The sequence below is a fragment of the Nocardioides sp. NPDC087217 genome, from assembly GCF_044744805.1.
Lineage (GTDB): Bacteria > Actinomycetota > Actinomycetes > Propionibacteriales > Nocardioidaceae > Nocardioides.
Genome location: NZ_JBIUZB010000001.1, coordinates 1,444,842 through 1,461,564 on the forward strand (window position 1 = coordinate 1,444,842; position 16,723 = coordinate 1,461,564).

The window sequence follows — 16,723 nt, forward strand, 5'->3', positions numbered from 1 at the left end:
TGGCTAGTCCGGCATCGCGGTGTAGGCGGCGACGCAGCGCTCACCGGCAGCGCGGGCCTGGTCGGGGGAGGTGCCGAAGGCGATGTCGGCCTCGACCCAGGCGGCGGCGGAGCCCTGGGTGTGCTCGATCATCGCGGGCAGTGCGTCGGGGGACATCGGATCCATCTTCTCGGCCTCGGGGGCGGAGAGGTGGAGGGCCAGGCCGAGCAGCATCTGCTCCCAGCCGATGCCGACGGCACTGGGACCGAACTCCTTCCACTGCTCCGGCGGGACGGGGGCGGAGTGCTCGAGGCGGAGCAGCGTACGGCCGCCGGAGGCGGTCAGGGTCGCGTCGACCCAGGACATCATGTCGCCGTATGCCCAGGTGATCGAGAGCAGCTTCGGTCGGTCGCAGGCGAGGATCTCGCCGCCGGCGTTGCCCTCGAGCTGGTAGCGGCCGCCGACCTCGAAGTCGCCGGTGACCGGCATCAGCCAGCGGGGGATGCGCTCCTTGGTGGTCAGCGCGTCCCAGACCTCGTCGGGCTCGGCATCGTAACTGCGCTCGACGACGAGCACGCGCAGCTCCTCGCCGCCGCGGGTCGTGGTGGTCAGGGCGCGGTTCACGGCGCCGAGGTGGTCGGCAGGGATGAAGGGTGGTGTGCTCATGCCTGCCGACGTTATATCAAGATGTCTTGATATTCAACGGGACCTCCTCGACGAGCACGGGTGCCGCGTGGAAGTAGGCCGTGGTGCGGCGCTTCTGCTCGATGTCGCGGTAGACGCGCTCGACCTGCTCGACGGTGAGGCCGGTGGCCTCGGCGACCTCGGCGGTCGGGACGTCGTGGTTGAGCCCGTAGAGGCACAGGTCCATCCGCTGGTAGGGCAGCGAGAAGTAGAACTCCTCCTGCGACTGCTCCAACGAGTAGGTGTCGGTGGTCGAGGGGCGGGCCTGGATCTCCTCGGGCACGCCGAGGTGGGCGGCCATCGCGTAGACCTGCGACTTGTAGAGATGCGCGATCGGCTTCACGTCGGCGGCACCGTCACCGAGCTTCACGAAGAAGCCCTGGTCGTACTCGAGCCGGTTCGGGGTGCCGGCGACGGCGTAGTTGAGCCGGTCGGCGTGGAAGTACTCCAGCGCCTTGCGGGCACGCTGCTTGAAGTTCGTCGCGGCGACGATCTCCAGGTAGGCCTCGGTGGTCAGACGGTGCGTGCTCTGCGCGCCGGACGGGTCCTCGACGACGACCGAGAAGAGCCGGAACGCGTCGGAGTCGACCACGCTGGGCAGCACGATCTTCGACTTCCACCCCGGCCCGTACGCCGGCACGACCCGCCGGATCGCGTCGTCCCGCCGCTGGTAGGCGCCGAGGCCGACCAGGACCGGGGAGATGTCCTCGAGGACCGAGTCGATCCCCAGGGCGTCGGTCAGCTTCGTGCTGAACCCGATCGTGTCGTCAGAGGACTCCTGCTCGGGCATGTGCAGCGCGAAGACCCGATCCGGGCCCAGCGCCTTGACCGCCAGCGCGGCGACCACGCTGGAGTCGATCCCGCCGGAGACACCGAGCACGATGCCCTTGCGCTTGTTGGTCACCAGATAGCGGCGGATCGTCTCGCCGATCCGGTTCGCCTCCGCCTCCTCGTCGAAGCTGAGCGTCTCCAGTCCGTACGCTGCGGCTGTCGTTCTTGGGCTGGTCGTGGTCATGCTGAGGTCCTTCCGGTGGGCTCGAGGCTGGTGGTCCCGAGAGTGGTGTCGAAGACGGTGAGCGGGGCCGGCGGTGCGGCCGATGTGGTCGGTGCGGTGAGCAGCTCGCTGTGCAGCAGCTGGGTGGACAGGACGGCGACCAGGCGCATGTTGTCGGTGTTGCCCAGGCCCCGGCCGTCCGTCCGCCGGGCCTTCTCCAGCAGCCGCTGGACGAGCTCCGGCCGGAAGACCCCGGCGGCCTCCAGCGCGGAGCCGGAGGTGACGTCGAAGACCCAGTCCGGGGTGCCGCCGGCGAAGAACGCGGCCGCGTCGGGCGCCCGGTAGGGCTGCTTGGGGCGGCGCAGGATCTGCTCGGGCACCAGGTCGGCGAAGGCCCGCTTGAGCAGGTGCTTCTCGTCCATGCCGTGGATCTTGTGCTCGGCCGGGACCCGGCCGGCTAGCTCGGCGACGTGCGGGTCGAGGAACGGGAACCGGCCCTCGACCGAGTTGCCCATCAGCATCCGGTCGCCCTGGGAGGCCAGGATGTAGCCGGGGAGCAGGGTCGTCATCTCCAGCCACTGGGCGCGCGCGACCGGGTCCCACGAGGCGGCCGCGGCGGGCATCGCGTCGACGACGCCGGCCGCACTGCCACCGACCTGCCTCATCTCGGGGCGCAGCATCGAGGCCAGCACCGCCGTGGAGTCCCATCGCGGCCGGTGCGACATCGCCAGATCGTCGGCCGAGAGGTTGCGCGAGAAGAAGCTGCGGGCGAACGCCGGCGCCTGGTTGGGGGAGCGGTGCATCCACGGGTAGAGCTGCTCGACCGCGGCCTCGGCGGCCGCCGGGTCCCGCAGCCACAGGTCCCGGATCTTGGCCTCGCGGAAGATGTCGTAGCCACCGAGCACCTCGTCGGCGCCCTCGCCGGTGACGACCACCTTGAAGCCGGCCTCCCGTACCAGCCGGGAGAGCAGGAACATCGGTGCCGGGGCGGTCCGCAGGAGCGGCGACTCGGCGTGGCGTACGACCTGGGGGAAGACGTCGGCGATGTCGCGCTCGCTGACCACGACGTCGTGGTGGACGGTGCCGAGGCGCTCGGCCATCAGCGCCTGGAAGCCGCCCTCGTCGAACTCGGCCTCGGCGAACCGCAGCGAGAACGTGTGCAGCGGTGCCGACGTGCTGTGGTCGATCCTGCTGGCGGCGATCGCCCCGGCCGTGACCGCGGAGTCGATCCCGCCGGACAGGTACGCGGCCACGGGCACGTCGCTGCGCTCGAACCGCAGCCGGGTGGCCGCCATCAGCGTCGTACGCAGCGCCTCGGCGTTGGCCTCCAAGTCGGTGAGCTCCTCGGCTCCCGCCGGTGGGAACGAGGGCGCCCAGTAGCGGCGCTCGACCTCGACGCCGTCCCGGCTGTGCCCATTTCTTATGGTCAGGTACGAGCCCGGCGGCACCTGCACGATGTCCCGGAAGACGGTGCGCGGGGCGACCGCCGACCACAGCGTCAGCACCTGGTCCAGCCCGGCCGGGTCCAGCTCGCGCGGGACGTCGGGGGAGGCGTACAGGGCCTTGACCTCGGAGGCGAAGAGCAGCTGGCCGGCGGCGCGCGTGTAGAAGAGCGGCCGGACACCGAAGCGGTCCCGGGAGAGGACGAGCGTTTCCGTCCGGCGGTCCCAGATCGCCAGCGCCCACTGGCCGTTGAACCGATCGAAGCAGCCCGGCCCCCACTCCTCCCAGGCGTGCACGATGACCTCGGTGTCCGAGCGGGTGTCGAAGACGTGGCCGCGGGCCCGTAGCTGGGCGGCGAGCTCGACGTGGTTGAAGATCTCGCCGTTGAAGGTGACCCAGACCTGCTCGCTCTCACCGATTACTCGGCACGAGCGGCCGGTCATCGGCTGGGTGCCGCCGACCGTGTCCACGATCGCCAGCCGGGTGTGGCCGAGCGCGACCCGCTCGTCGCGGTAGTAGCCGCTGCCGTCGGGGCCACGGTGGGCAAGAGCGCCCAGCATGTCCCGCACGAGGGCAGGGTCAGGCGCCTCGGTGCTGCTCAGCACCCCACAGATCCCGCACATGGCGCTCCTCGATCGATCTCGGACGGTGCCCGAAGGTTTGCTCGCGCAGGTATGCCAGGGCATCGGGATCACCCCGTTTATCACCCAATGTCGGCATCTCCGGGCCCGATTTCTGCTCCCGACCCGCTTCGGCTGACAGAACGGAGGGGCATTCGTAGACCGTTCACAAACAGGGAGATGTGATGGCGGACGTACAGCGCACGATCGAAGGCTTCATCCTGGACAGCCTGCTGCTGGGTGATGAGACCCGGTTGCCCGGGCCGTCGGAGTCGCTGGTCGAGTCGGGCGTGATCGATTCGACCGGGATCCTGGAGCTCATCGAGTTCCTCGAGGCGGAGTTCGAGATCTCCGTGGACGAGGCCGAGACCGTGCCCGAGAACCTCGACGGCGTCGCCAACCTGGTGGCGTACGTCGCCCGGAAGACAGCGGCCCAGGAACGAGAGAGCCTTGCTAGTTGACGGTGCCCGGGTGACAGGCGACTTCGAGGTCGACCTGGCCAAGATGTACGCGATCGTCCTCGACGGTCCGCGTACGTCCTGGCTGTCCAGGCTGCGGTTCTGGCTCTTCGACTACGAGCTGCACTGCGTCGCCTGCTACCGCTTCGGACGCTGGGCGACCCGGCTGCGCACCCGCAACCGCCTGCTCGGCGTGCTCGCGCTGGGGGTCTACTGGTTCTGGAACCGGCGCAACATCCGCGTCCACCACGCCGACATCTTCCGGCGCGCCGACATCGGGCCCGGGCTGCTGCTCATGCACCGCTCGGGGATCATCGTCGGCCCGGCCGTGGTCGGCAGCAACTGCGTCCTGCACCAGAACGTCACCATCGGCCAGCGCATCGCCGACGGCGACCAGGGTCTGCCCACGATCGGTGACGACGTCTGGATCGGTCCCGGCGCGGTGATCACCGGCGCGATCACGGTCGGCGACGGCTGCACGATCTCCGCCGGCACGGTGCTGTCGAAGGACGTCCCGCCCCACAGCCTCGTCTGCGGCAACCCCGGCAGGGTCATCGCCAAGGACTACGACAACAGCAACATGATCAACTTCGTCGTTCCCGGCGGGGTGCGACCGTCATGATCGCGAGCGTCGTGGTGCCGGCGCACAACGAGGCCAAGGGGCTGTCGGAGAATCTGACGGCCCTGCTCGACGGCATCCCCGAGGGGGCCGTCGAGGTGGTGGTCGTGTGCAACGGCTGCACCGACGACACCGCCGCGGTGGCCCGGAAGGTCCCGGGCGTACGCGTCCTGGAGATCGCCGAGGCATCCAAGGCGCGCGCGGTCGAGGTCGGCAACGCCTCGACCACGACCTATCCGCGGCTTCACCTCGATGCCGACGTACGCCTCACCGGTGCCGACCTGCTCCGGCTGGTCGACGCGCTCGACGAGGACGGGGTGCTGGCCGTCGCGCCCGGGCGGAGCATCCCGACCGAGCACTCCTCCTGGCCGGTCCGTGCCTACTACCGCGTGTGGCAGGCGCTTCCCGCCGTACGCAGCGGTCTGTTCGGCCGCGGGGCCTTCTGCCTCACCGCCGAGGGCCAGGCCCGGGTCGCCGGCGCCAACGGTCCGGGGGCGAGCCTGATGAACGACGACCTGGTCGCCTCGGAGCTGTTCGCGCCCGCCGAGCGCCGTGTGGTCACCGACGCGACCGTGATCGTCCGGCCGCCGCGTACGGTGAAAGACCTGGTCAGACGCAGGATCCGCGTCGCGACCGGCAACGCTCAAGCCGACGCCCATGGTGCGCGGCACGGATCCACCTCGTTCTCGGATCTCCTCAAGCTCGGGCTGCGTCAGCCTGCGATCGGACTTCGGGTTCCGGTCTTCATGACAGTCACCCTCGTCGCCCGGATGCTCTCCCGCAGAGCGGTCCGGACCGGCGACTACACCACTTGGTTACGCGACGAGAGCTCGCGAGCCTGATCCGAGAAGGAGCACGACTGTGAAGCTGCGAACGGGACTGGCCGCGTTGCTCGGAGTTGTTCTTGTCACCCCTGTCATATCGCTCGTCACTGCGTCCAGCGCGAGTGCCGATCCGTGCGGCCCGGAGGGCAATGCGATCGCCTGCGAGAACAGCAAACCAGGAAGTCCCGCGAGCGAATGGGGCATCACCGGCGCCGGTGACAGCTCGATCCAAGGGTTCGCGACCGACATCAGTGTCGACGTGGGCAACCGGATCGACTTCAAGGTCGACACCGATGCCTCGGCGTACACGGTCACGATCTATCGGATGGGCTACTACGGCGGTGACGGTGCCCGCCGGATCACCTCGGTGACTCCGTCGGCGAGCCTGCCGCAGAACCAGCCGAACTGCTATCGCGACACCGCCACCGAGATCACCGACTGCGGCAACTGGGCGGTCTCGGCCTCCTGGAACGTGCCGGCGACCGCGGTCTCGGGCGTCTATGTCGCCAAGCTGGACCGCGCCGACACCAACGAGTCGAGCCACATCACCTTCATCGTCCGCGACGACGACAGCCACTCCGACGTCGTCTTCCAGACCTCGGACACCACCTGGCAGGCCTACAACAACTACGGCGGGTCCAGCTTCTACACCGGCGGCGGGAACGGCAGGGCCTACAAGCTCAGCTACAACCGACCGTTCTCGACCCGCTCCGGCGGGACGTCCCACGACTTCTTCTTCGCCAACGAGTACCCGCTGGTGCGGTTCCTCGAGCGCAACGGCTACGACGTCAGCTACATCTCCGGCATCGACACCGACCGTCACGGCGGGCTGCTCACCAATCACGAGACCTTCCTCAGCGTCGGGCACGACGAGTACTGGAGCGGGCAGCAGCGGGCCAACGTCGAGGCCGCCCGCGACGCGGGTGTGAACCTGCAGTTCCTCAGCGGCAACGAGGTCTACTGGCGGACCCGCTACGAGGCCTCGAAAGACGGCACCAACACGCCCTACCGGACCCTGGTTACTTATAAGGAGTCCTGGGCGCAGGCCAAGCTCGACCCGGCCCCGGAGTCGACCGGCACCTGGCGCGACCCGCGCTACACGCCAAAGTCGCTTGGTGGCGGGAAGCCGGAGAACTCACTGACCGGCACCATCTTCATGTCCAACCTGACCGACCTGCCGGTGACGGTGAAGAAGTCCCAGGGCGGGCTGCGGCTGTGGCGCAACACCGGGCTGTCCTCGATGACCGCCGACCAGACCGAGCTGGCGCCACACACGGTCGGCTATGAGTCCGACGAGGACCAGGACAACGGGTTCCGACCACCCGGCCTGATCCGGATGTCGGAGACCACCGGGTTCATCGACAACCAGTACATGACCGACTTCGGCCGGACCACGGGCGACGGCACCACGACCCACGCACTCACGCTCTACCGGGCCGCCAGCGGCGCGCTCGTCTTCGGCGCGGGATCGGTGCAGTGGACCTGGGGCCTCGACTCCGAGCACGACAACCCGTACCACGACGAGACCGCCGACCGCCGGATGCAGCAGGCGCAGGTGAACCTGCTGGCCGACATGGACGCCCAGCCGACGACGCTGATGAGCGGCCTGGTCGCGGCGACCAAGACCACCGACACGACCGGTCCGTCGGTCGCCATCACGTCGCCGGCTGCCGGCTCGACGCAGCCCAACGGCACCAAGGTGACGCTCACCGGCACCGCGACCGACACGGGCGGCGGCGTGGTCGCCGGAGTCGAGTACTCCCTCGATGACGGCACCTCGTGGCACCCGGCCACGGGGACGACCGCCTGGTCGGTGACGTACGTCCAGCCCGGGGTCGGCAGCACCCCGGTGCGGGTCCGCGCCGTCGACGACAGCGCCAACATCGGCACCGCCGTCAACCGCAGCTTCAACGTGACCTGCCCGTGCAGCATCCTCGGCCAGCGGGAGGTGCCGACGACCTGGAACGCCGTGACCAGCCCGGCGACACCGTCGGCCAACGACGGCGGCGCCGCTGAGCTCGGCCTGCGCTTCACCCCTCAGGCCGACGGGTACGTCGCGGGCGTCCGCTTCTTCAAGGGCGCCGGCAACACCGGCACCCACGTGGGCTCCCTGTGGAGCAGCAGCGGCGAGCGGCTGGCCCAGGTCACCTTCACCAACGAGTCCAGCGGCGGCTGGCAGTCGGCGACGTTCAGCCAGCCGGTCGCGGTCGCCGCGGGGGCGAGGTACACCGTCTCCTACACGGCTCCGGCCGGACACTACGCCGTGGCGCCCTGGGCGTTCGCTGCGCAGGGGTTCGAGGCGTACCCGTTCGAGGTCGAGGGTGGCTACGGGGCCGCTCCAGCGGGGGTCTATGCGGGTGCCGGGCAGTTCCCGGCGAACTCGTACCAGAACCCCAACTACTTCGTGGACGTGCTGTTCACGACCACGGACAACTCGCCGCTGACCGCCACCAACCAGTGGCCGCTGGCCGACTCCTCCTCGGTCCCGCGCAACACGACGGTGAGCGCCCGGTTCACCAAGCCGGTGGTCGCCTCGAGCGTCGGGCTGCGACTGACCGACTCCCTCGGCAACGTGGTGGCCGGGTCGACGGCCTATGACTCGACGACCAGGACGGTGACCTTCACCCCGTCGGCCAACCTCGCCGGGTTCGTCACCTACACCGCCACGCTCTCGGGGCAGGACAGCGGTGGGACGGCGATCTCGACCGGGAAGACGTGGTCGTTCCGTACGGCCAAACCGCCCGCCGCGGCAGGAGTCTGCCCGTGCTCGATCTATGACGAGGACGCCACACCGACGGTCCTCCAGGACCCGGAGAACGCGCAGCTGACGCTGGGCGTCAGGTTCCGCGCCGATGTCGCCGGCACCGTCACCGGGGTCAAGTTCTACAAGGGCGTCAACAACGCCGCCCCGCACACCGGCACCCTGTGGTCGGCCAACGGGGCAGTGCTCGCCCAGGGCACCTTCACCGGCGAGACGACCAGTGGCTGGCAGACCCTGACGTTCACCGAGCCGGTGCAGGTCCAGGCGAACACCGACTACATCGCCTCCTACCGCACCAACGGCTACTACTCGGCCACCCCGAACGCCTTCGCGTCGGCCGACCTGTCGAAGCCGCCGTTGCGGGTGACCTCGACGGCAGGGGCGTACGCCTATGGCACCGGCTTCCCGGCGGCGACCTCGCCCTCGAGCTACATGGTCGACGTCGTCTTCGAGAAGGGTGCGCCGACGCTGACGATGACCTCGCGCAGCCCGGTTCCCGGGGCGGTCGAGGTGCCGCGCTCGAGCAACGTGGTGGCGTCGTTCTCCTCGGCGATCAGCTCCGGCTACACGATGTCGGCGACCTCGGGCGGCCAGTCCATCCCGGGGACGACGACGCTGAGCAACTCCGGGACGACGCTCACCTTCGACCCGACCTCCTCGCTGCCCGCATCCGCGGACGTGACGGTCACGATCAGCGGGGTCACCTCGACCGAGGGGGCGAGTCTGCCCACGCAGACCTGGACGTTCCGGACCAGATCGGCGGAGACACCATCGAGCCAGACGCTCTTCGGTGACGTGGTGCCCGCGGTCGAGGCCCAGGACGACAGCTCTCCGGTCGAGGTCGGGACGGTGTTCAGTCCCACCCGAGACGGGCGGGTGACGGCGATCCGGTTCTACAAGGGAGCCGGCAACGGCGGCACGCACGTCGGGTCGCTGTGGAACATGGCCGGTCAGCGGCTCGCCCAGGTGACCTTCACCGGGGAGACCGCGTCCGGCTGGCAGCAGGCCACCTTGTCCAGTCCGGTCGAGGTGCAGGCAGGGGTGTCGTACATCGTCTCCTACCTGGCTCCGCAGGGGCACTATGCGACGACGTCGCAGTTCTTCGCGACCGCCTACTCCTCGGGTGACCTGACCGCTCCGGCGGGCAACAACGGTCGCTATCTCTACGGTGCCGCGGGCGGGTTCCCGCAGTACTCGTTCGGGTCGACGAACTACTTCGCCGACGTCGTCTTCGAGCGGGCGGGCCCGACCATCTCGGTCACCGAGCGAACTCCGGAACCGGGCACGACCGAGGTGGCGACCTCGGTGAACCCGTCGATCACGTTCTCGACAGGGATCGCGAGCGGCTGGAACATGTCGGTCACGGCCAACGGGTCCTCGGTGGCGGGTTCGGCCGCGCTGAGCAGCGACGGACGTACGCTGCGCTTCACCCCGTCGGCGGCGCTGCCGTCCGGGGCGACGGTGTCGGTGACGGTCTCGGGGGTGGTCTCGACCGACGGGGCGAACCTGCCCACGCAGACGTGGTCGTTCACGACTATCCCAGCCGCGGTGACCGAGGTGTCCCTGTTCACCGGGGTGACGCCGCAGAACACGTCCACGTTAGACATCATGCCGATCGAGGTCGGGACCGCGTTCTCGACGTCGGTGGCCGGCACCGTGACGGCGATCCGGTTCTACAAGGGCTCCGGTAACATCGGCACCCACACCGGCTCGCTGTGGAACTCGGCAGGCACCCGGATCGCCCAGGTGACCTTCACCAACGAGACCGCGACCGGATGGCAGACGGCCACGTTGCCGACACCGGTCGCGCTCACGCCGGGGGCGACGTACGTCGTGTCCTACTACGCGCCGAACGGGCGCTACGCCTCGACGCCCGCGGCGCTCACCCAGTCGCGGACGGTCGGCCCACTGACGGCCCCGGGCGGAGCCAACGGCAGGTATCGGTACGGGTCCGGAGGGGGGCTCCCGAACCGATCCTGGAACTCCACGAACTACTTCGTGGACGTGAGGTTCCGCCCGGCGTCCCCGTAGGCCGGCTGAGCGGTCCCTAATTGCGGGGATAGGTGGGGCGAGGCTCTTCGGAGCCTCGCCCGCGCCGATTTCATGGTCGTCATGACTGATGGGGATCCGCTCGGCGTGGCAGTGGTCGGGGCCGGTTACTGGGGGCCCAACCTGGTCCGCAACTTCCGGAACGCACGGGACTGGTCGCTGGTCGCGGTGGTCGACCTGGACCTCGCGCGGGCCCAGGAGGTGATCGGCGGCGGCACGGATGTGCTGGCCACGACCGACCTCGACGAGGTCCTCGCGCGCGAGGACGTGGACGCGGTCGCGATCGCGACGCCCGCGGGCACGCATCGGCAGCTGGTCGAGCGGGCGCTGCGGGCCGGGAAGCACGTGCTCGTCGAGAAGCCGCTGGCCGACGACGTGGAGTCCGGGCGGAGCATGGTCGAGGCCGCGCGCGCCAACGATCTCGTGCTGATGGCCGACCACACCTACTGCTACACGCCGGTCGTGCAGAAGATCCGCGAGCTGATCGAGGACGGATCGCTCGGCGAGATCCTGTTCGTCGACTCGGTGCGGATCAACCTCGGGCTGGTGCAGCCCGACGTCGACGTCTTCTGGGACCTGGCTCCGCACGACCTCTCCATCCTCGACTTCATCCTGCCCGGCGGGCTGCGCCCCACCGGGGTCGCGGCGCACGGCGCCGACCCGCTCAGGGCCGGCAAGTCCTGCGTCGGCTACCTGACGCTGCCGCTGGAGGGCGGGGCGATGGCCCACGTCCACGTCAACTGGCTCAGCCCCACCAAGATCAGGCAGATGGTGATCGGCGGGAGCCGGCGTACGTTGGTCTGGGACGACCTCAACCCGCAACAGCGGCTCAGCGTCTTCGACCGCGGCGTCGACCTGGTCCAGCAGAGCGTGGACATCGCCGACCGCGCCGCCGCGACGATCTCCTACCGGCTGGGCGACACCTGGGCGCCTGCGTTGCCTGAGTACGAGGCGCTCTCCCGGATGGTCGGCGAGTTCGCCGAGGCGATCCGGCAAGGCCGTACGCCGCGCACCGACGGGGCCGCCGGGCTCCGTGTCCTCTCCGTCCTGGAGGCGGCCCAGACCAGCCTCCGAGCCCGTGGCGCCCTCGTCGAGGTGGCCGCCGAGACCCCGACCCTGGAGCTGATCCGATGACCTCTCCCGACCTCACGAAACTGAACGGTGCGAACGTCCTGGTCACCGGAGGTGCGGGCACGATCGCCTCCACCATCGTGGACCAGCTCCTCGACGCGGGGGTCGAGCACGTCGACGTGCTCGACAGCCTGATCCGGGGCCGCAAGGCCAACCTCGACGACGCCCTCGCCACCGGTCGGGTGCGGCTCGTGGAGGGCGACATCCGTGACCGGGACCTGGTCGGCGACCTCACCGCCGGCAAGGACCTCGTCTTCCACCAGGCCGCCATCCGGATCACGCTGTGTGCCGAGGAGCCCCGGCTGGCCAACGAGGTGCTCGTCGACGGCACCTTCAACGTGGTCGAGGCCGCCGTGCAGGCACGGGTGGACAAGCTGATCTACGCCTCCTCGGCCTCGGTCTTCGGGCTCGCCGAGGAGTTCCCGACGCCGGAGGGGCACCACCACAACAACAACGACACCCTCTACGGGGCCGCGAAGTCCTACAACGAGGGGCTGGTGCGGTCCTTCCGGGCGATGCACGGGCTCGACTACGTCGGGCTGCGCTACTTCAACGTCTACGGACCCCGGATGGACGTCCACGGCGCCTACACCGAGGTGCTGGTGCGGTGGATGGAGCGGATCGCCGACGGCAAGCCGCCGCTGATCTTCGGCGACGGGCGCCAGACGATGGACTTCGTCTGCGTCCCCGACATCGCCCGCGCCAACATCCTGGCGGCGGCCTCGGACGTGAAGGAGGGCGTCTACAACATCGCCTCCGGCACCGAGACCTCGCTGCTGGAGCTCGCCGAGGCGCTGCTGCGGGCGATGGACTCGCCGCTCGGCGTCGAGCACGGTCCGGAGCGAGCGGTCAACGGGGTCACCCGGCGGCTCGCCTCCATCTCCGCGGCCCGCGAGGACCTGGGCTGGTCCCCGACGATCGGGCTGGAGGAGGGGCTGCGCCAGCTCGTCGAGTGGTGGGCGCCGCTGCGCTCCGAGATCGCGGCCGGCCGTGAGCTCAGCGGAGGTACGTCGTGAGCCGCGTCAACGTCATGCAGCCCTGGCTGGGCGAGGAGGAGGTCGAGGCGGTCGCCGAGGTGCTCCGCTCCGGCTGGGTCGCCCAGGGGCCGCGCGTGGCCGAGTTCGAGCGCCGCTTCGCCTCCTCGCAGCAGGCTGCTCACGCGGTCGCCACCTCGAGCTGCACCACGGCGCTCCACCTGGCGCTGGTCGTGGCGGGGGTGAGCCCCGGGGACGACGTCGTCGTCCCGTCCTTCTCGTTCATCGCGACCGCCAACGCGGCGGTGTACGTCGGTGCCCGGCCGGTCTTCGCCGACGTCTCGCCGGTCACCGGGAACCTCACCGCGGCGACGGTCCAGGAGGCCATCACGCCGCGGACCACCGCGGTGATCGTGGTCGACCAGGGCGGGGTGCCGGTCGACCTGGACTCGATCCGGAAGGTCTGTGACCCGCTCGGCATCATGGTCATCGAGGACGCCGCCTGCGGTGCCGGGTCGACCTACCGCGGTCGTCCCGTGGGCGCCGGCGCTGAGATCGCTGCCTGGTCCTTCCACCCGCGCAAGATCCTCACCACCGGCGAGGGCGGGATGCTCACCACCTCGCGCGCTGACCTGGCCGAGCGGGCGCGCAAGCTGCGCGAGCACGCGATGAGCGTCTCCGCCGCCGACCGGCACGCCAGCCTGGTCTCCCCGCCGGAGTCCTACGACGAGGTCGGCTTCAACTTCCGGATGACCGACCTGCAGGCCGCTGTCGGCCTGGTGCAGCTCGACCGGCTGCCCGAGGTCGTCGCCCGGCGCCGCGAGCTGGCCGCCGTCTACGCGAAGTCGGTCGCCGAGATCGGCGGGCTGCGCGCCGTCGCCGACCCGGCCTGGGGCACCTCAAACTTCCAGTCGTTCTGGATCGAGGTGGGGTACCCCTACGGACTGGACCGGGAGGGGCTGCTGAGCGCCCTCGCCGAGGCCGGGATCTCGGCTCGACGCGGGATCATGGCGTCGCACCGGCAGCCGGCGTACGCCTCGTCGTCCGTCAGTCTCCCGGCCACCGAGCACCTCACCGACAACACGCTCATCCTGCCGCTTTTCCACCAGATCTCGGACTCGGAGCAGGCGCGGGTCATCGACGTACTCCGGCAGGGGGGAGGGCGTCGATGACCACGCTGGTTCTCGTCGCGGCCAGCGGGCTCGCCGGGGAGGTCGCGGCGGCGGCGGAGTACGACGAGATCGTCGCCGTCGACGACGACCGCGAGCGCTGGGGCCAGATGATCGGCTCGGTCGACGGAACCGGCGGGGCCAAGGTCATCGGGCCGATCGAGGTCGCCACCGACTGCGGTGACGACCTGGTCATCTGCGCCGGGGCCGGGTCGACGCGCCGACGCCTCTACAACCGGCTGATCGGCTACGGGGTGGCGCCGGAGCGCTACGCGACCATCGTCCATCCCACCGCGTCGGTGCCGGCCGGCTGCGAGGTCGGTGCCGGGACCGTGCTGCTCGCCGGGGTCGTGCTGACCGCCGGCGTACGCGTCGGGCGCCATGTCGTCGCGATGCCCAACGCGGTCCTCACCCATGACGACATCGTCGGCGACTACGCGACCATCTGCGCCGGGGTGACCCTCGGTGGCGAGGTCGTGATCGGTGAGGCCGCCTACCTCGGGATGAGCTCCTCCGTGCGTCAGCGCACCACCGTCGGAGCCGACTCCGTCCTCGGCATGGGAGCGGTCCTGCTCCACGACCTGCCCGCCGGGGAGACCTGGGCCGGAGTGCCCGCCCGCCGTCTCAATTCACGTCAGGAGCTGATCTGGTGAAGGTGCCGTTCGTCGACCTCGGGTCGCAGCAGTCGGAGATAGAGGACGAGGTACGCCTCGGGCTGGACCACGTCTTCTCGCGAACTGCATTCGTGGGAGGACCGGAGGTGACCGCCTTCGAGAAGGAGTATGCGGCCTACGTCGGAGCCGGCCATTGCGTCGGCGTCGGCAACGGGACCGACGCGCTCGAGCTCGCGATGCGAGCGGTCGGGGTGCGGCCCGGTGGCGAGGTGATCGTGCCCGCCAACACCTTCATCGCGACCGCCGAGGCGGCCAGCCGGATCGGGGCCGTACCGGTGCCCGTCGACGTCGACGAGTCGCACTTGTTGATCGACCCCGTCGCGGTGGAGCGGGCGCTCACGTCGCGGACGCAGGCGATCGTGCCGGTGCACCTGTTCGGGCAGACCGCGTTCGTGGAGCAGTTGCTCCCGCTCGCGGCGGCCGCCGGGATCCCGGTGATCGAGGATGCCGCGCAGGCGCAGGGCGCGCGACGGCACGGTCGAGCGAGCGGCTCGCTCGCCACCGTCGCGGCGACCAGCTTCTACCCCGGCAAGAACCTCGGCGCGGCCGGCGACGCCGGTGCGGTGACGACCTCCGACCCGGAGATCGCACGGATGGTCCGGCTGCTCGCGGCGCACGGCTCGGAGACCAAGTACGTCCACGAGGTCGTCGGGATGAACTCCCGCCTCGACACGATCCAGGCCGTCGTGCTCGCCGCGAAGCTGGCCCGTCTGGAGAAGTGGAACGAGCTGCGCCGGCAGGCCGCCGACCGCTACCACCGTCTTCTCTCCGGCGTTCCTGGGCTCCGGGTGCCCGAGTCGGCGCCGGGCAACCTCGACGTCTGGCATCTCTACGTCGTCCGGGTCGGTGACCGCGATCGGGTGCTGGCTGCGCTGCTGGAGGCCGGGATCGGCACCGGGATCCACTATCCGTTCCCAGTGCATCTGACTGCGGCGTACGCCTCGCTGGGGTTCGGCGAGGGCTCCTTCCCGGTCGCGGAGAGGGCGGCGGGCGAGATCCTGTCGCTGCCGATGTTCCCGCACCTGAGCCCGGAGCAGCAGGAGTACGTCGCCGACGTGCTCACCGCGGCGGTGAGGCATGGGTGAGGTGCGCACACCGGTCTCGATCGTCTGTGTCTACAACGACCCGGCGGTGCTGGAGTCGTGCCTGGCGGCCTCGATCAAGGCCGGTCCGGGAGCATCGCGGCAGACCGAGGTGATCCCCGTCGACAACGTCTCGGGTGCGTTCGCGAGCGCCGGCGCGGCGCTCAACCACGGCGCCCGGATGGCACGCAACGAGGTCGTCGTCTTCGTCCACCAGGACGTCTACCTGCACTCGCTGACCGCGCTGGAGGTCGCCGCCGCGACACTCCTCGCAGACCCCTCTCTCGGGGTGCTGGGGGCGGTCGGGGTGGACCACCGCGGCGAGGTCGTCGGTGCCGTGCGCGACCGGGTCGTCCCGCTCGGCCGCTCCACCTCGGTCCCGGTCGACGTCGACTCCCTCGACGAGGTGCTCTTCATGGTCACCCGCTCACAGGTTCTGCGCGAGCCGCTCTCCGAGTCGCCCGACCTGGCCTGGCACGCGTACGCCGTGGAGTACTGCCTCCGCATGCGCGCCTCCGGACGCCGCGCCGCCGCCGTCGACATCCCGCTGACCCACAACAGCATGACCACCAACCTCGCCCGCCTCGACGTCGCGCATCGCAGCGTCGGCCACACCTACGCCGGCCTCGTGCCCATCCGCACCACGTGCGGGATCGTGGCCGGTGAGCACGGCGCCGGGACCACCTCCTGGACCGTCCGGCGCGCTCGGGGCGCGCGAACGTTCTGGGGCGAGTCCGTCCGGGCCCGCCGGGTGAGGCGCTCGCTGCGCGGGGTCCCGCAGGATCGGGGCGACGCTCGTGGGCGTCAGGTGGTGCTCGCCGACATCCGGCTGCTCGTCGACGACGTCGCCCGGCTCGCCGGCAGCTCCTCGATCCGCGTCGTCGACCCCACCCGCGACGGCACCGTCGGCGAGGCCGAGGGTCTCGAGCGCAACGGCATCGCCTTCTCCGCCGCCACCCTCCGCTGGCCCGGCGTCGTCGCCGCCGTCGCCGCGACCGCCCCCTCCGAGCTGCTCCTCGTATCCGGCCTGCGGCCCGAGGAGATCGCCCCCCTCGCCGCCACCGCGACCGGCCCCTACGTCGTCGGCCTCGCCCGCGACACCGGCCTCTGGCTCCTCCTCGGCGCCGACCCGGCCGCTCTCGCGCCGCTGTGGAGCCGGCCGCGCAACCGGGCGTTCTTCGTGGGGTAAGGGGTGTAGGGATACCCGGTTAACCGGGTATCCCTGCACTTCTCAGGCATTGCAATGCCAGAGAAGTGCAGGA

13 protein-coding genes are annotated in these 16,723 nt (G+C 70.3%); 10 read left to right on the plus strand and 3 right to left on the minus strand.

The genetic code is table 11. The features are described from left to right. Positions 1-3: 3 nt before the first annotated feature. From ACIO3S_RS07060 to asnB, 3 genes are read right to left on the minus strand one after another with little or no spacing between them, the layout of a single operon-like run. Positions 4-645: an SRPBCC family protein gene (locus ACIO3S_RS07060; protein WP_400460907.1), complete on the minus strand. Its 642-nt coding sequence runs from the start codon at positions 643-645 to the stop codon at positions 4-6. A gap of 16 nt (positions 646-661) precedes the next feature. Continuing rightward, on the minus strand, positions 662-1,678 hold the full coding sequence (gene nadE, locus ACIO3S_RS07065) for an NAD(+) synthase (protein ID WP_400460908.1): 1,017 nt from the start codon (positions 1,676-1,678) through the stop codon (positions 662-664). Continuing rightward, entirely contained in the window at positions 1,675-3,723 is a 2,049-nt protein-coding gene (asnB, locus tag ACIO3S_RS07070) for an asparagine synthase (glutamine-hydrolyzing) (protein ID WP_400460909.1), read from the minus strand. The genes nadE and asnB overlap by 4 nt, the downstream gene beginning before the upstream one ends. A gap of 182 nt (positions 3,724-3,905) precedes the next feature. Between asnB and ACIO3S_RS07075 the strand changes: the two genes are divergently transcribed. The 10 genes from ACIO3S_RS07075 to ACIO3S_RS07120 all read left to right on the plus strand — a co-directional run bounded on the left by ACIO3S_RS07075 (position 3,906) and on the right by ACIO3S_RS07120 (position 16,650). Further along, positions 3,906-4,181: an acyl carrier protein gene (locus ACIO3S_RS07075; protein WP_400460911.1), complete on the plus strand. Its 276-nt coding sequence runs from the start codon at positions 3,906-3,908 to the stop codon at positions 4,179-4,181. A 10-nt stretch (positions 4,182-4,191) separates the two neighbouring features. After that, positions 4,192-4,800, plus strand: a complete 609-nt coding sequence (locus ACIO3S_RS07080; RefSeq protein WP_400460913.1) for a serine O-acetyltransferase — start codon at positions 4,192-4,194, stop codon at positions 4,798-4,800. Next, complete coding sequence (locus tag ACIO3S_RS07085; protein ID WP_400460915.1) at positions 4,797-5,639, plus strand: glycosyltransferase; 843 nt, start codon at positions 4,797-4,799, stop codon at positions 5,637-5,639. The genes ACIO3S_RS07080 and ACIO3S_RS07085 overlap by 4 nt, the downstream gene beginning before the upstream one ends. 19 nt (positions 5,640-5,658) lie before the next feature. After that, on the plus strand, positions 5,659-10,413 hold the full coding sequence (locus tag ACIO3S_RS07090; RefSeq protein ID WP_400460917.1) for a DUF4082 domain-containing protein: 4,755 nt from the start codon (positions 5,659-5,661) through the stop codon (positions 10,411-10,413). Between the two features lie 81 nt (positions 10,414-10,494). Next, entirely contained in the window at positions 10,495-11,565 is a 1,071-nt protein-coding gene (locus ACIO3S_RS07095) for a Gfo/Idh/MocA family protein (protein WP_400460919.1), read from the plus strand. Next, positions 11,562-12,578 carry an NAD-dependent epimerase/dehydratase family protein gene (locus tag ACIO3S_RS07100; RefSeq protein ID WP_400460921.1) on the plus strand — a complete coding sequence of 339 codons (1,017 nt, stop codon included), beginning with the start codon at positions 11,562-11,564 and terminating at the stop codon, positions 12,576-12,578. The genes ACIO3S_RS07095 and ACIO3S_RS07100 overlap by 4 nt, the downstream gene beginning before the upstream one ends. Continuing rightward, positions 12,575-13,708, plus strand: coding sequence for a DegT/DnrJ/EryC1/StrS family aminotransferase (locus ACIO3S_RS07105; protein ID WP_400460923.1), 1,134 nt, complete (start codon positions 12,575-12,577; stop codon positions 13,706-13,708). The genes ACIO3S_RS07100 and ACIO3S_RS07105 overlap by 4 nt, the downstream gene beginning before the upstream one ends. Beyond that, positions 13,705-14,358 (plus strand): acetyltransferase, encoded by a 654-nt coding sequence (locus ACIO3S_RS07110; RefSeq protein WP_400460925.1) that lies wholly within the window; start codon positions 13,705-13,707, stop codon positions 14,356-14,358. Before ACIO3S_RS07105 ends, ACIO3S_RS07110 begins: the two co-directional genes overlap by 4 nt. Continuing rightward, entirely contained in the window at positions 14,355-15,464 is a 1,110-nt protein-coding gene (locus ACIO3S_RS07115) for a DegT/DnrJ/EryC1/StrS family aminotransferase (protein ID WP_400460927.1), read from the plus strand. Before ACIO3S_RS07110 ends, ACIO3S_RS07115 begins: the two co-directional genes overlap by 4 nt. Then, positions 15,457-16,650: a glycosyltransferase gene (locus tag ACIO3S_RS07120; protein ID WP_400460929.1), complete on the plus strand. Its 1,194-nt coding sequence runs from the start codon at positions 15,457-15,459 to the stop codon at positions 16,648-16,650. Before ACIO3S_RS07115 ends, ACIO3S_RS07120 begins: the two co-directional genes overlap by 8 nt. The last annotated feature ends 73 nt before the right edge of the window (positions 16,651-16,723 follow it).

Coding starts and splice junctions, on each gene's coding strand:
- ACIO3S_RS07060 (WP_400460907.1), bottom strand. CDS start 645: ATGAGCACACCACCCTTCATCCCTGCCGACCACCTCGGCGCCGTGAAC.
- nadE (WP_400460908.1), bottom strand. CDS start 1,678: ATGACCACGACCAGCCCAAGAACGACAGCCGCAGCGTACGGACTGGAG.
- ACIO3S_RS07075 (WP_400460911.1), top strand. CDS start 3,906: ATGGCGGACGTACAGCGCACGATCGAAGGCTTCATCCTGGACAGCCTG.
- ACIO3S_RS07095 (WP_400460919.1), top strand. CDS start 10,495: ATGACTGATGGGGATCCGCTCGGCGTGGCAGTGGTCGGGGCCGGTTAC.
- ACIO3S_RS07085 (WP_400460915.1), top strand. CDS start 4,797: ATGATCGCGAGCGTCGTGGTGCCGGCGCACAACGAGGCCAAGGGGCTG.
- asnB (WP_400460909.1), bottom strand. CDS start 3,723: ATGTGCGGGATCTGTGGGGTGCTGAGCAGCACCGAGGCGCCTGACCCT.
- ACIO3S_RS07100 (WP_400460921.1), top strand. CDS start 11,562: ATGACCTCTCCCGACCTCACGAAACTGAACGGTGCGAACGTCCTGGTC.
- ACIO3S_RS07120 (WP_400460929.1), top strand. CDS start 15,457: ATGGGTGAGGTGCGCACACCGGTCTCGATCGTCTGTGTCTACAACGAC.
- ACIO3S_RS07110 (WP_400460925.1), top strand. CDS start 13,705: ATGACCACGCTGGTTCTCGTCGCGGCCAGCGGGCTCGCCGGGGAGGTC.